This is a genomic window from Aeromonas jandaei, from assembly GCF_037890695.1.
Classification (GTDB): domain Bacteria; phylum Pseudomonadota; class Gammaproteobacteria; order Enterobacterales; family Aeromonadaceae; genus Aeromonas; species Aeromonas jandaei.
On sequence record NZ_CP149571.1, the window covers coordinates 4124236 to 4137637 of the forward strand.

At 59.9% G+C, this 13402-nt stretch carries 13 protein-coding genes; 3 read left to right on the forward strand and 10 right to left on the reverse strand.

Annotation, left to right across the window (positions count from 1 at the left end):
- Positions 1-5: 5 nt before the first annotated feature.
- Complete coding sequence (locus tag WE862_RS19375; RefSeq protein ID WP_042031582.1) at positions 6-1154, forward strand: hybrid sensor histidine kinase/response regulator; 1149 nt, start codon at positions 6-8, stop codon at positions 1152-1154.
- A 73-nt stretch (positions 1155-1227) separates the two neighbouring features.
- Here WE862_RS19375 and WE862_RS19380 read toward each other — a convergent pair whose 3' ends face one another.
- The 10 genes from WE862_RS19380 to WE862_RS19425 form a co-directional block, all read right to left on the reverse strand.
- Positions 1228-2199, reverse strand: coding sequence for a formate dehydrogenase subunit gamma (locus tag WE862_RS19380; protein WP_042031584.1), 972 nt, complete (start codon positions 2197-2199; stop codon positions 1228-1230).
- The gene (gene fdh3B / locus WE862_RS19385; RefSeq protein WP_042031585.1) at positions 2196-2825 is read right to left on the reverse strand and encodes a formate dehydrogenase FDH3 subunit beta; all 630 of its coding nucleotides are present in this window, start codon (positions 2823-2825) and stop codon (positions 2196-2198) included. Before fdh3B ends, WE862_RS19380 begins: the two co-directional genes overlap by 4 nt.
- Before the next feature lie 4 nt (positions 2826-2829).
- Positions 2830-5706 (reverse strand): formate dehydrogenase subunit alpha, encoded by a 2877-nt coding sequence (locus tag WE862_RS19390; protein WP_042031586.1) that lies wholly within the window; start codon positions 5704-5706, stop codon positions 2830-2832.
- Positions 5707-5729: 23 nt separating this feature from the next.
- A complete protein-coding gene (locus tag WE862_RS19395) occupies positions 5730-5933 on the reverse strand; it encodes a transcriptional initiation protein Tat (RefSeq protein WP_005347650.1) in 204 nt (67 codons plus the stop codon).
- A gap of 100 nt (positions 5934-6033) precedes the next feature.
- Positions 6034-6651, reverse strand: a complete 618-nt coding sequence (locus tag WE862_RS19400; RefSeq protein WP_042031587.1) for a TorD/DmsD family molecular chaperone — start codon at positions 6649-6651, stop codon at positions 6034-6036.
- A gap of 9 nt (positions 6652-6660) precedes the next feature.
- Positions 6661-8406, reverse strand: coding sequence for a 4Fe-4S binding protein (locus tag WE862_RS19405; protein ID WP_198493480.1), 1746 nt, complete (start codon positions 8404-8406; stop codon positions 6661-6663).
- Positions 8407-8509: 103 nt separating this feature from the next.
- A complete protein-coding gene (locus WE862_RS19410; RefSeq protein ID WP_042031590.1) occupies positions 8510-9109 on the reverse strand; it encodes a DUF3306 domain-containing protein in 600 nt (199 codons plus the stop codon).
- On the reverse strand, positions 9102-9668 hold the full coding sequence (locus tag WE862_RS19415; protein ID WP_198493479.1) for a DUF3305 domain-containing protein: 567 nt from the start codon (positions 9666-9668) through the stop codon (positions 9102-9104). The genes WE862_RS19410 and WE862_RS19415 overlap by 8 nt, the downstream gene beginning before the upstream one ends.
- Before the next feature lie 382 nt (positions 9669-10050).
- Positions 10051-10701 (reverse strand): hypothetical protein, encoded by a 651-nt coding sequence (locus WE862_RS19420; RefSeq protein WP_042031594.1) that lies wholly within the window; start codon positions 10699-10701, stop codon positions 10051-10053.
- 61 nt (positions 10702-10762) lie between these two features.
- Positions 10763-11323 (reverse strand): hypothetical protein, encoded by a 561-nt coding sequence (locus tag WE862_RS19425; RefSeq protein ID WP_156128734.1) that lies wholly within the window; start codon positions 11321-11323, stop codon positions 10763-10765.
- Positions 11324-11533: 210 nt separating this feature from the next.
- Between WE862_RS19425 and WE862_RS19430 the strand changes: the two genes are divergently transcribed.
- Together WE862_RS19430 and WE862_RS19435 are read left to right on the forward strand one after the other, a co-directional pair.
- A complete protein-coding gene (locus tag WE862_RS19430; protein WP_198493478.1) occupies positions 11534-12391 on the forward strand; it encodes a formate dehydrogenase accessory sulfurtransferase FdhD in 858 nt (285 codons plus the stop codon).
- A 15-nt stretch (positions 12392-12406) separates the two neighbouring features.
- A complete protein-coding gene (locus WE862_RS19435) occupies positions 12407-13273 on the forward strand; it encodes a helix-turn-helix transcriptional regulator (RefSeq protein WP_081849330.1) in 867 nt (288 codons plus the stop codon).
- Positions 13274-13402 lie beyond the last annotated feature (129 nt).

Sequence of the window (13402 nt, forward strand, 5' to 3'; positions counted from 1 at the left end):
CCGGTATGCCAGGCACCAACACCATACACAACATTCTTGTCGTCGATGATATGGCCTCCAACCGCTATATCCTGCGCAGCCTGCTCGAAGAGGAGGGCTATCAGGTGCGGGAAGCGGAGGATGGCCAGCAGGCGGTTGCTGCGGTCGCGCAAGCCACTCCCGACCTTATCCTGATGGACATCAACATGCCGGTGATGGATGGCTACGAGGCGTGCCGCCGTATCAAGCAGCAGCAGGGACACTGGGGCTTGCCCGTCATCTTCATCAGCGCCAACAGCGAGATCAGTGCCCTTGAGCAGGCCTTTCAGGCGGGCGGCTGCGACTATGTCTCCAAGCCGTTCCACCAGCTCGAGGTACTGGCCCGGGTACAAAACCAGCTGCGCCTGCGCGAGCTTGGTCGCCAACAGGCCAAGGTGCAGCTCTATCAGAGCCTGTTTCAGCTCACCGCCGGCATCGCCCACGAGATCAACACCCCGGTCGGAGTTGGCATCACCGCCTCCAGCCTGATTCAGGGCGCCGGCGATCTGCTGGCCAATGCGGTAAAAAACGGGGTACTGGGCCAGCGCCTGCTCAACCAGCAGCTGAACGATATCAAGGAGGGCACCGAGCTGGTGGAGTCCAGCTTGCGCCGGGTCGCCCTGCTCATCACCCGCTTCAAAGAGCTGACCCGCGACCAGAATGAACAGGAGGCGCGCCCCTTCGCAGTGAAGAAGTGTGCCGAGCATATGCTGCAGGCATTCGCCACCGAGCTGCAGATTGCCAGAGTCACCCCCCGCCTTGAGGGGAACGAAGTCACCCTGACCGCCCCCGAGACGCTCTTTGTCGACCTGCTGCAGGAGCTGGTCAAAAACAGCATGGACCACGCCTTTCACGGCAACGGGGAGCACAGCTTCACCATCCACGTCGCCCAGGATGAGGAGTCGTTGCTGCTCACCTATCAGGACTCGGGCCCCGGCATGCCGCCAGAGAAACTGCCCCGCCTGTTTGAACCCTTCTTCACCACCCTGCGCGGCAACACCAGCCACTGCGGGCTCAGCGCCTGCCGCATCCACAATCTGGTGGAAAACAACTTGCGCGGTTCGGTCAACGTCACCAGCCCGCCGGGTGAGGGATTGCGCTACGAGATCCACCTGCCGCTCAAACCGGTGACCTGATCCACCGAGCAGAGGAAAGCGAACAACAAAAAGGGGCGCATCAGCGCCCCTTCACATTACCTTTGTCAGACCGTCAGCTTGATTTACCCGCTTTGGGCTCATCGAGGGTGTGCTTCACCTCTTCATACCAGAGGTCGTGGTGCTCCTTGGCCCAGGTCTCGTCCACCTCGCCGGTCACCATCCCCTCCAGCGCCCCTTCCAGCTGGAACAGGCCCATGTAGATATGGAATATGAAGCCGCAGATAAGGATCAGCGCTCCGACGATATGGATAAAGCTGGCCCACTCCATCTGGCGGCGCAGCTGGCCGAAGATGGGGAAGTCGAGGAACAGCCCGGTCGCCACCACGATGCCGCCAAACCAGATCAGCAGCCAGAAGATCGCCTTCTCGCCACCGTTGGAGAAGCCCGCCGAGGGGTGACTCCCCTTGTGGGGCCCCAGCATGCCGCCCGCCTTCATGAACCACTGCACATCCACCATGTTGACGATGTTGTGGCGGAACCATTTGATGAGCACCCCCATCAGGCAGAGGAAGAAGAGTGGCCCCACGTAGTTGTGGAACACCTTGGCGAACCAGATCCAGTTCTCCCATACCCCGAGGCTCACTACCGGCTTGATGAAGTGCTTGCCATAGATGATGGCCAGCCCCGAGCCGGAAAGGGTCAGGAACATGCCCGCCGTGGTCCAGTGCAGCGCCCGATCGAGCCGGCTCCAACGCTTGAGCTTACGCCCGGTGCGCGGTTTGGAGAGCTTGGTCGGCCCCACCACCCAGTACATCAGGCCGCACATGGCCAAGGAGCCGAAGATTGCGATGGCGCCGAGCGGCGACACCCACTTGGTCTTCACCTCGAACCAGAGCTGGCCCGGCACCGAGATAAGCACCCCGTGCTCCGGCGAGCGGGAGGTGGTCACCCCCTCCTGCCCATCCTTCACCGCCCGCCAGTAATCGGCGCCGGCAAAACCGACTGCCTCTTTCTCGGCATCGGCGAAACTTGCGGTACTCACCAGCAGCAGGGCAGCAAACAGGGCCATTAGCCAGGTTTTCATGCCGACCCTCCCTGCTTATTCACCTTGCTGGCATCGCGATAGAGCGCCTTATCATCCTCACCCCAACCCGCATGAGGAGCGCCACGATAGGCAACCCGCTCGCGGAAGATATCGGAGATAACCTGCGCATCCCCTGCCAGCAGTGCCTTGGTGGAGCAGAGCTCGGCACACATCGGCAGCTTGCCCTCGGCGATGCGGTTGGCACCGTACTTCTGGCGCTCCGCTTCGCTGTGATCCTCTTCCGGGCCGCCGGCACAGAAGGTGCACTTGTCCATCTTGCCCCGATCGCCGAAGGCGGCGGTCTTCGGGAACTGGGGGGCACCGAACGGGCAGGCAAACAGGCAGTAGCCGCAACCGATACAGAGATCCTTGTTGTGCAGCACTATGCCGTCGTCGGTGTGATAGAAGCAGTCGGCCGGGCAGACCGCCATGCAGGGGGCGTCGGTGCAGTGCATGCAGGCGACCGAGATGGAGGTCTCCCCCGGCAGGCCGTCGTTGAGGGTCACCACCCGGCGGCGCTGGATGCCCCACTCCAGGGCATTGTCGTTCTCGTTCTTGCACGCCGTCACACAGCCGTTGCACTCGATGCAGCGCTTGGTGTCACACATGAATTTCATTCTGGCCATGGGATCAGGCTCCTACTTTGCGAAAACGGCACAGGGTGACCTTGGTCTCCTGCATCTGGGTGACCGGGTCATAACCATAGGTAGTGACTATGTTGACCGACTCCCCCAGCACATAGGGGTCAGACCCTTCCGGATATTTGGATCGCAGATCCTTGCCCTCGAAGTGGCCGCCGAAGTGGAACGGCATAAAGGCGAGCCCCGGCTTGACCCGCGGGGTCACCAGCGCCTTCACCTTGACCCGGCCCCCTTCCGGCCCCTCAACCCACACGTCCTGACCGTCGCGCACGCCGACGTCGTTGGCATCCGCCGGGTTCATCTCGACGAACATCTCCTGCTGCAGCTCGGCCAGCCAGGGGTTGGAGCGGGTCTCATCGCCCCCTCCCTCGTACTCCACCAGACGGCCGGAGGTGAGGATGATGGGGAACTCCTTGCTGACGTCCTTCTCCTGCACCGAGGCGTACTGGGTCGGCAGGCGCCACAGGCTCTTCGAATCAGGCCAGGTTGCATAGTCGGCCAGCAGATCCCGGCGCGGGGTGTAGAGCGGCTCGCGGTGCTTGGGCACCTGATCTGGGAAGGTCCACACCACGCAGCGCGCCTTGGCGTTGCCGTAGGGCACGAAGCCGTGCTTGATGGCGACCCGCTGGATGCCGCCAGAGAGATCGGTCTTCCAGTTCTTGCCCTCGGCCTCTTTCTTCTCGGCCTCGGTCAGCTCATCCCACCAGCCAAGCTGTTTCAGCAGATCGGCGGTGATCTCGGGATAGCCATCTTCCACCTCGCTCCCCTTCGGCCAGGAGTCTTCGGCGAGCAGTGAGACGCCCTGATACTCGATGCCGAAACGAGCGCGGAAACCGCCGCCCCCTTCCGAGACCGGAATGCTGGTGTCGTAGAGGATGTGGCTGCCGGGGTGCTTCATCTCCGGGGTGCCCCAGCAGGGCCAGGGCAGACCATACACTTCGCCACTGACCGGGCCGCCTTCGGCCTTGAGGTTGGTCTTGTGGAAGGTGTGCCAGTTCTGCTGGTGCGCCTTGAGCCGCTCCGGGCTCTGGCCGGTGTAGCCCACGCTCCACATGCCGCGGTTGTATTCGCGGGTGATGTCTTCCAAGAGTGGCTGGTTGTTCTCTACCTTGATGTGCTTGAACAGCTGGTCGGCAAAGCCGAGTTTCTTGCTCAAGAGATACATGATCTCGTGGTCGACCTTGGATTCGAACAGGGGTTCTATCACCTTGTCACGCCACTGCATGGAGCGGTTGGTGGCGGTGACGGAACCATAGGTCTCGAACTGGGTGGTGGCCGGCAGCAGGTAGACGCCGTCGGTGCGATCGTTCATCACCGAGGCGACGGTGGGGTACGGGTCGACAATCACCATCATGTCGAGCTTTTGCATCGCCTTCTTCATCTCCGGGCCGCGAGTCTGGGAGTTGACCGCATGGCCCCAGTAGAACATGGCGCGGATATTGGAGCCCTGCTCGATGAGATCGGCGTTCTCCAGCACACCATCTACCCAGCGGGAGACCGGAATGCCGTTGTTGTTCATCGGCAACTTGCCGTTGTAGGCCTTGTTGTCGAAGCGGGCCTTGATCCACTCGTAATCGACATCCCACACCCGGGCCCAGTGCTTCCAGGAGCCCTCTTCCAACCCGTAGTAGCCGGGCAGGGAATCGGAGGTGACGCCAAAGTCGGTGGCACCCTGCACGTTGTCGTGACCACGGAAGATGTTGGTGCCCGCCCCGCTCTTGCCTACGTTGCCGAGGGCCAGTTCGAGGATGCAGTAGGCGCGGGTGTTGTTGTTGCCTGTGGTGTGCTGGGTGCCGCCCATGCACCAGACCACGCAGCCGGGGCGGTTGTCGGCCAGCAGCTTGGCGGCGCCATAGACCTGCTGTTCGTTGAGGCCGGTTACCCGCTCTACTTCTGCCGGGGTCCAACGCGCCACCTCTTTTTGCACCTCATCCATGCCATAGACGCGGGTGCGGATAAACTCCTTGTCTTCCCAGCCGTTCTTGAAGATGTGCCAGAGCATACCCCAGATAAAGGCGACGTCGGTGCCCGGGCGCAGGGAGAGGTACATGTCCGCCTTGGCGGCGGTGCGGGTGCGACGCGGGTCGACCACCAGGATCTTGCAGCCGTTGCGCTCTTTTGCCAGCAGGATGTGCTGCATGGCGACCGGGTGGGCCTCCGCCGGGTTGGAGCCGATAAACATGATCGACTTGCTGTTGTGCATGTCGTTCAGGCTGTTGGTCATGGCGCCGTAGCCCCAGGTGTTGGCGACCCCGGCGACCGTGGTGGAGTGGCAGATGCGCGCCTGATGATCCACGTTGTTGGTGCCCCACAGGGACGCCATCTTGCGAAACAGGTAGGCCTGCTCGTTGGAGTGCTTGGCGGAGCCGAGCCAGTAGACGCTGTCGGGGCCGGACTCCTTGCGCAGACGCAGCACTTCATTGCCCACCTCTTCGATGGCCTGATCCCAGCTGATGCGCTGCCACTTGCCACCCACCAGCTTCATCGGGTACTTGAGGCGACGCTCACCGTGGCCATGCTCGCGCAGGGCTGCCCCTTTGGCGCAGTGACCGCCAAGGTTGAAGGGGTGATCAAACGCCGGCTCCTGACCGGTCCAGACGCCGTTCTTCACCTCGGCATAGACGCCGCAGCCCACCGAGCAGTGGGAACAGATGGTGCGCTTCACTTCGACCGGCACCTCAGCCGCCACGGTTTTGGCCTCGGCCCGCTGCATCATGGCTGGCGCCAGCCAACCGGCGGCCACGGCGCCACCGGCCACCAGACCGGAATTGACCATAAAGGCGCGACGGGTCAGCCCCTGACCGCGAATGGCCTCATTGCCCTGCTCGCCCGCCTGGGGCTGCTCGGCACGTTTTGTCAGTTTCATGAGTTCTCCTTCACTGATCCGGCTCAGTCGGTGCCGCGCAGGGTGCGATAAAAGTCGTGAACATGGGGGGTCTCCCGATAGCCCTGATCAGGCTTGGTATCGTGGGTCAGCGCCTCTTTGCTCACCACCCGACCGGCAGCACCGGCCAGTACGCCTATGGTGGCGACCACGCCAACACCCTTGATCAGATTGCGGCGGGACGGGTCTTTCAGCTGTTCATCGCTCATTCTTGTGACCTCTGTTGTTGTTCTTGCCGGCGCCTGCGCGCCAGCTTCGCGTCCAATGGGATATCTCGTCTGCTCGTTTGTTATGGGTGGATAAGGGCATTCAGCCCGTCACCACGCAGGCGCCCAACGGCAGGCGCAATTCGTTTTCCAGCTTGAAGAAATCTTCGGCAAGGGCGCCGACCGCCCGGTAGAAGCTGCCCCCTTTCGCCTGTTGCTGATCGCGGCAGCAGGCGAGTACCCAAGGGGCAAGGTGGCGCTCATAGAAGCGGTTGCGATCCGGGTGCTGCTCGGCGATCAACACCGCCATCACCTCACAGAGGGCGGCGAGATGATCTTCCGGCTCGCACACTCCGCTCTGGCGCTCGAAACCGAGGGACTGGAGATCTGCGCGCAGCACCGCCAGCGGCAGCTCCATCAAAGAGCCGGTGAGATACCAGGAGGCAAACGGCACGATCTCCCCTCGCCCCAGCCCGATAAAGAGATCCTGATACTCCTCGGCAAGCTCGTTTTCGTGGTGGCTGCTGGCCGCCAGCTGCACCAGCCCCAGCCCTCTGACAAAGGGGCCCGGCATAGCCTGCAACCCTTGCAGCCAGGCGAGCTGTTCACCACGGGGGGCGGCGCGCCAGAGGCTTGCCAGCAGGGCGTAGAGATCGGCGCTGCTCTGTTCCAGTTCGGTCATGGTCAGTTCGCCAGCCTTTTCGTTATGTTGTTCACTCATCACTGACCCTCACACCTTGAGCTGGGAGACGGGATCCGCCGCCAGCGCGGCAAACACATCCTTGACCCGGCACTCCTCACACATCAGCAGCCGCTGGGCGGCCTCGTTCTGGAAGTGGGAGTGGCCGGCCAGTTTTTGCTGGATGCGGCGGATCATCGAGGCGGGCGCGAACGGCTTGGAGCAGCGAATGCAGCAGGCAGCCTCTTCGGCTTTCAGGCTCTGCACGGCGCGGCGCGCCTCGGGCACAGGTTGCAGACGGGGCACCAGCACGATGGCCTGCTCGGGGCACGCCTTTTCGCACATGCCGCACTGGATGCAATCCTGCTCGATAAAGTTGAGGCCGGGCGTGTGCCCCACCGCATGCAGGGCGCGACTCGGGCAGACCGCCACGCAGCCCATGCAGAGGGTGCAGTCTGCGTCTTTCAGCTCCACGCTGCCGTAAGGGGCGCCGTGGGGCACCGCCAGCGGCTCACGGCTCCCCTCATTGGCCTGCCAGAGGGCATCGAAGGCGGCAAACAGGTTCTCCCGCTTATCCCCCTTCAGCGGCTTATCCAGCAGGGCAAGGGCTGGCTGGCCGGAAACAGGCTCACCAGCATCTGCGTCAAACAGAGCAATGCGATCGGCAGCAAGGCCGGCGCCCGCCAGTAGCACGGCCGCGCTCGCCAGCTCCCGCTCAACCAGCGCACGGACACTTGCGGGGGCATCATCGCCCAGCGCAATGCGCACCCCGCAGGCGCCATAGGCGAGGGCGGCAAACCAGCTCTCGATGCCTAAACTCGCGCTCTCCTCCACCCAGATCGGCAGCCAGTTGGCGGGCAGGCGGGTGAGTTCGACCTCCACCCATTCGCGCTCGTTTTCACCGGCGATCAGGAGCTGGGGCGCTTCGCCGCCCGCCTCCCGGTAGTGCTTGAGCAATCGGAACAGATAGTCGCCGCTGGTGTTGGCATCAGGCTGGTGATAGGCAATCGCCCCGGTCGGACAGGCAGAGGCACAGCTGCCAAAGCCCTGACAGAGATGGGGATCGATCTGGATGCGACCATTGATGGGCTTGAGGGCATCGGTCGGGCAGACATCGAGACAGCGGCTGCAACCGGGCACGCCGCGGGCGGTAAAGGCGCAGGCCTCTGGGTCGAGGCGAAAATAGCGCGGCTTGTCGAAGATACCGGTCAGCGCACAGAGCTCGGCGAGCCGTTCGGCCAGCCCTTGATCATCGGCAAGATGCAGATAACCGACCGGCGGGCGCTCCAGCGCAAAGAGCGGGGCGCGACCCAGATCAGCCACCAGATCGAAGCGTGGCTGTTCACTGACAGCAGCCGCTTGTTGTGGAAAGCCTTGTTGTGGGAGGCAAAGCCCAGCCAGATTAACCCACTCACTCAGCCCATTGAGGCCGGTAAGCTGGAACTGCCCCAGATACCCTGTCAGGCTCGGCTCGCGCAGGGTCAGGGCTGCGAGGGATGCGGTAGCATCAAAGATGGCTTCGAGATCGGCCGCCTCGGCATCGTGGACCGCTTCGGTCACCAGCAGAGTCGGCTTCACCCCGGCGGGCAGCAGGCTGGCGGCGCGGCGAATGCGATCTTCCGGGCCGACCAGCAGCAGGCGCCCCTGACTCTGGTAAGAGACAGTGGCCGGGATCAGGTTGTCGGTCTTGACCGTATGCTGCAGGGCATAGGCGCGAGCGCGCGCGTTATGCTCGGCTGCCCCCGCCCCGTGGGCCAGATTTGGGCTCAGATTTGGCAATGTTTGTTCAGTGCTCACATACACTCCTGCGCGCGCCACCTCATGGGATGGGCGCTTGTTGGTAAGCCGAGAGAGCAAGAGGCGAGCCAACTCCCCCGGAAAAAAAGTGACTGACAGGGAGTCAGGATCCTGAGGGTTCCATTCCCCCACCTTTGGTTGGGACATTTTGTCCACCAGAGGAAACCAAAATGTCCCGATCGTCGATGTGGGTTTGAGAATGGTTATCAGCCAGCCCATGCGGCTCGGCGGCAGGTTCGCTGGCAAGCGCAACCGGTTCAGCGGATCCGGTTGGCGGATTGGCCGATTCGCTCTCCGGGGCGGTTACCTGATCCACCAGCCAGTTGCGCAGCCCGGCGGTCAGGGCCGCAGGCAGCAATTCGGGCTGGCTGAAATCCTGGGTGTAGTCGTCGAGCCCATCCGGCTTGTGAGTGCGAAACATGGCCCGCAGCGCCTCCCTGTCGGGGAGTTTGGCCTTGCCCGGCTGAGCCGTTATTAGCGGCGGTTCGCCACTCCCAGCCCCCTCAACGGCAAGGGGTTCACAGCTCCCCTTGTCAGTGCTGACTACGGGGCTATCCAGCGCAGTATCTGGAGTTTCACCTTCGCCACTGCCTTCGATAGGGGCGGCAACCGCCTCGGGGCTAACCTCTTCCCTCGGCTGCAATACCTGATGCTTGCGCGCCTCACTCTTGCGAGACGACCAGCGCTTGAGGAACTCACTCATGGGCACTGGTTCCGGCGTCGCTGCCACGCTCGCGGCCATCGGGGCCGGTGGCTTTAACGGCGCCGCAGCTGGCTTGATCTACCGTATCGACACCGAGCTGATCCTGCGCCCGTCCCTTGCCCTTCTTGCCCTTGCGGCGGGCCTCCAGCAGCTCGCCGTGGCGGCCGATAAAGGCTTCCACCCAGGCTTGCAGCGCCTCGGGCAGCGGGCAGGAGAGCACCTGCCGCTCGCCATCCATATAGGCGGCGGCCACGGTCTGGCTCAGGGTCAGGCCATCGGCCACAAAGCCACTGTCCACGCGGCTTCCGGTGACACTTCCGGTAACAAAAAGGCGGGGCGAGCCGGAGCTCAGGTTGAAGCGATAATCCCCCCGCTCATCGCGAAACAGGGTAAGGGGCAAGGCACCGGCAGCCTCAGGTTCAGCGGGGTGGAGCGCCGCAATCTCGAAACGGCGGCTCTGCCAGCGGCCAACCTGGCTGTCGATGGCCTTTAACTCCAGTTGCAGCCAGCGCTGCGGGGGCAAGGTATTGGTTGTCTCTTGCACTGTCACGGCTCCCATCAGAAGGTCTCTGCCGGGCCACCCTCCCCCTTGAACCACCCCGTTCGGGGCGGTTCAGAGCAGGAGATTTATGGCGGCCACGGCCATCAATGGGATAAGACTTAGCAAGAGTGGGGCCAAGGCCGGTTTGGAGGTTGATGGGGGCTTTAATGCGGGTTGGGACGTTGTGCGAGACATAGGTTGGCGCGGGCGTAGGTTGGTGCAGAGCGCAGCGAAGCCCAACATGCGGCGTAAAACCAATCAGCCAAAGTCTGATTGAGGGGCTGGCAATAATCGAATAACACCAAATTATTCGATTATTGCTTTTGAAATATTCCACGGTAAACGTTGGGCTTCACTGCGTTCAGCATCAACCTACGATTTAACCCAATGTATAACATAACTAACTTGCAGCAGACTTTTTACTTTCTTTTTTAGCAACACTAGATAGCTCTTTTTCTATTATTTTGGCAGATACAACTGGCAATGTTTGCGAGAGCATAAAAATAGATGTAAAAATGAAAAACACCCCAATAAAAATAACCGAAAACACTTGAATTAAACTAATGTTAGGAATCTGACTAGAAATACCCGTTAAAAGCAACCCAAATAACGCCATTCCAACACCAAAAATGAAATTAAACCAATATATGAACAGATCGAGCTTAGAAATACAAACTGTCACATTCCCACTATCGCCATCATAAGAAAAATGAGGTATAGCTCTTTTGAAATGGACAAATGAAACAGCTCCATTTGTTGACTGATGTGCTTTAATTACAGCTTCTCTGAATTGTTTTTCAAGACGGATGCCAGTGGTTATTTTAAAGTGCTCTGTAGCCAACTCTTCTTGCAGATGCGATTCTGTTAGCCCCGAAACAAAATCGCATTTTACAGCATCCGTTAGTTTCGATATTCTTGCTTTTTTTCTCTCCTCCCAGAAATCAACTATCGTTTTATAGTTAAAAATAAATGCAACCACAACTATCACTATCCCTAGAAGATAATTACCATTACTCAAACTATCGACAAGCTTATCCATGAAGTCTTTCATTACTAACTCCTTTTACAAAACAAAAAACCACCGATTAAACCCACTAAAACACGATTGTCATTTATAAAATATCAGATTTTATTTTCACCTTTTCCCTGCTGATACTTTTTTTGATTTTTATAAAATATTTTATGTACTCGGAGTTAGGTTTTGCATCTGTGATCTCAGTTAATAACTTATCAATTGTCGAAATCCCCGATGCCGTTTTTATTAAGAGCTTTGTTTCTCCACAATCACGCTTAAACTCTTCATAAGCAATCTTTCTACACTCATCAGTTTTTTCTTCGCAAAAAATATCACCAACTCCGACAAAAATCATTCCTATATGCACAACAACTTCTTCACTTAGATAGAAATCATTATCGTCAAGGAATTGCATTAGTTTTAGACCGCAATGGAAAGCTATATCATTTTTTTCACTTAATGAAATCTCATTATCTTCATACAGATGAAAAATCACTCCATATGAGAGAGTGAATTCATTCATTAGGCTTTCATATATTGCCAGTCTTTTCTCAAAAATAGGTCCTGAAAAGCTCTCAAGCCTTGACTTTCGTCTAAAGTATTCTGTAATCAATGCACCAATTAAAACACCGACCAAACCTATTAATGCACTATCCACAACCCCTCCAAACTAGCTGGTATAAAAATAATCCAAGCCTAGTCATAAACACAAGATGATTAACAAAAGAGATGTCAATTTATAATAAATAAACATAAGTTACTACCATAGATTAATGGACCTGCCGCCCCTAATGTTTTTCCCAACAACGTGGAACAAAACTTGCTGTATCCCTCCCCTTAGATCCCGGCAACCGGTCGCGAGGGGCCCATGACACCGACCTTTATCAAAAGCAATGCCGCAGCCCAGCTCACCATGGCCGTCGAGGTGATGGATGAGCAGGGCACGCTGCAAACCCGCCAAATCGCCTGTGAGCGGCCACTGACGGTCTATCTCAACTGGAAGGAGATAGTAACCCTGATGACCCTGGGGGCCCGGCCCGAGGCACTGGTGCTGGGTTATCTGAAAAATCAGGGCTTTATCGAGGATATCTCGGCCATCGAGTCGGTGATTGTCGACTGGGAGAGCGAGGCCGCCGCCGTGGTGAGCAGCCAGCAGGCCGCCGATATCGACAAGTCACTGGAGAAGAAGACGGTCACCTCCGGCTGCGGTCAGGGCACCATGTATGGCAGCGTGATGAAGAAGCTCGAAGGGGTGGTCTTGGCGGCGCCCGAGCTTAAACAGAGCACCCTCTACGCCCTGCTCAAGGCGCTGTCGGCCCATAACGAAACCTACAAGATGGCCGGAGCCGTCCATGGCTGCGCCATCTGTCGTGGCAGCGACATCCTCTCCTTTGTCGAGGATGTGGGGCGCCACAATGCGGTGGATACTCTGGCTGGCGAGCTCTGGATGCGCGGCGAGGCAGGCCACGACAAGATCTTCTACACCACCGGGCGACTCACCTCGGAGATGGTGATCAAGGTGGCGCAGATGGGCATTCCGGTGCTGCTGTCGCGCTCCGGCGTCACCCAGATGGGGCTGGATCTGGCGCGCCAGCTCGGCATCACCATGATTGCCCGCGCCAAGGGGCGCCACTTTGAGGTCTTTAGCGGCCACGACCATATGGTGCTGGACGAGAAGCCGCCGGTGCTGGCGCCCAGTCCGGCCGGTCGCGGGATGCGGGACTAAGCCATGAACGAATTTATGAATGTGAAGCAGGTAGCCGAGTACCTCGATCTCAACGAGAAGAAGGTCTACCAGCTCGCCAACGAGGCGCGCATCCCCGCCACCAAGGCGACCGGCAAGTGGCTGTTTCCGCGATCCCTGCTCGATCGCTGGCTGCTCGGCAGCTGCCACGAAGGGGTGATGAACGACCGGCTGCTGCTGGCGGGCTCGGACGATGTGCTGCTGCACTATGCCAGCAGCCGCTTGGCCCGGCAGCTCGGCACCCAGGCACTGGTGGGCTACACCCCGTGCGGCACCCGGCAGGGGCTGGCGATGCTGGCACGCGGCCATGTGGATCTGTGCGCCATTCACTGGGGGCAGGCCGAGGAGGCCCACCTGCGCCATCCCGCGCTGGTGCAGCAGTATCAGGGTCACCGGCAATGGGTGATCGTTCATGGATTTCGCCGGGTGCAGGGGCTGGTGCTACGGCAGGGGTTGCAACCCAAGGAGGCGAAAGAGGCGCTCGACTGGCGCTGGGCCATGCGTCAGGAGGGGGCTGGCAGCCAGCGCGCCCTGCAGGAGTGGCTGCAAACGCAAGGAGAGTCGCTGACCCGGCTGGAGCGCACTCTCGAGGTCAACAGCGAGCGGGAGCTGGCCGCCGCCATCAGCCGTGGCGATGCGGACGTCGGGCCCGGCGCCCAGAGCACCGCCACCGAGTTTGGCCTCGGCTTTATGCCGCTGTCGCAGGAGTGCTTCGATCTGGTGATGCCGCAGGGGGTCTTCTTTCGCACCCTGCTGCAACAGCTGATCGGCTGGCTGCAATCCCCCGAGGGGCGCGAGCTGGCGGCCCGCCTCGGCGGCTATGACCTGAGCCAGAGCGGCAAGCTGGTGTGGAGCCCGCAGTAAGCGGCCCGGCACGACCTAACCCTTCCCCCTCTCCCGTCATTCCCGTCTCGCTGGCTGCCCGGCCTGCGAGACGGTTTGCCTGCCTCTGCCTGACGCTCTTCTACGCCTCTTCATCACCTTCCCCCGGAC

Excerpts from the sequence above, each read along its gene's own strand:
- WE862_RS19435 (WP_081849330.1), top strand. The coding sequence starts at position 12,407 with ATGAATGTGAAGCAGGTAGCCGAGTACCTCGATCTCAACGAGAAGAAG.
- WE862_RS19420 (WP_042031594.1), bottom strand. The coding sequence starts at position 10,701 with ATGAAAGACTTCATGGATAAGCTTGTCGATAGTTTGAGTAATGGTAAT.
- WE862_RS19415 (WP_198493479.1), bottom strand. The coding sequence starts at position 9,668 with ATGGGAGCCGTGACAGTGCAAGAGACAACCAATACCTTGCCCCCGCAG.
- WE862_RS19395 (WP_005347650.1), bottom strand. The coding sequence starts at position 5,933 with ATGAGCGATGAACAGCTGAAAGACCCGTCCCGCCGCAATCTGATCAAG.
- WE862_RS19430 (WP_198493478.1), top strand. The coding sequence starts at position 11,534 with ATGACACCGACCTTTATCAAAAGCAATGCCGCAGCCCAGCTCACCATG.
- WE862_RS19375 (WP_042031582.1), top strand. The coding sequence starts at position 6 with ATGCCAGGCACCAACACCATACACAACATTCTTGTCGTCGATGATATG.
- WE862_RS19380 (WP_042031584.1), bottom strand. The coding sequence starts at position 2,199 with ATGAAAACCTGGCTAATGGCCCTGTTTGCTGCCCTGCTGCTGGTGAGT.
- WE862_RS19390 (WP_042031586.1), bottom strand. The coding sequence starts at position 5,706 with ATGAAACTGACAAAACGTGCCGAGCAGCCCCAGGCGGGCGAGCAGGGC.
- WE862_RS19410 (WP_042031590.1), bottom strand. The coding sequence starts at position 9,109 with ATGAGTGAGTTCCTCAAGCGCTGGTCGTCTCGCAAGAGTGAGGCGCGC.
- WE862_RS19400 (WP_042031587.1), bottom strand. The coding sequence starts at position 6,651 with ATGAGTGAACAACATAACGAAAAGGCTGGCGAACTGACCATGACCGAA.
- fdh3B (WP_042031585.1), bottom strand. The coding sequence starts at position 2,825 with ATGGCCAGAATGAAATTCATGTGTGACACCAAGCGCTGCATCGAGTGC.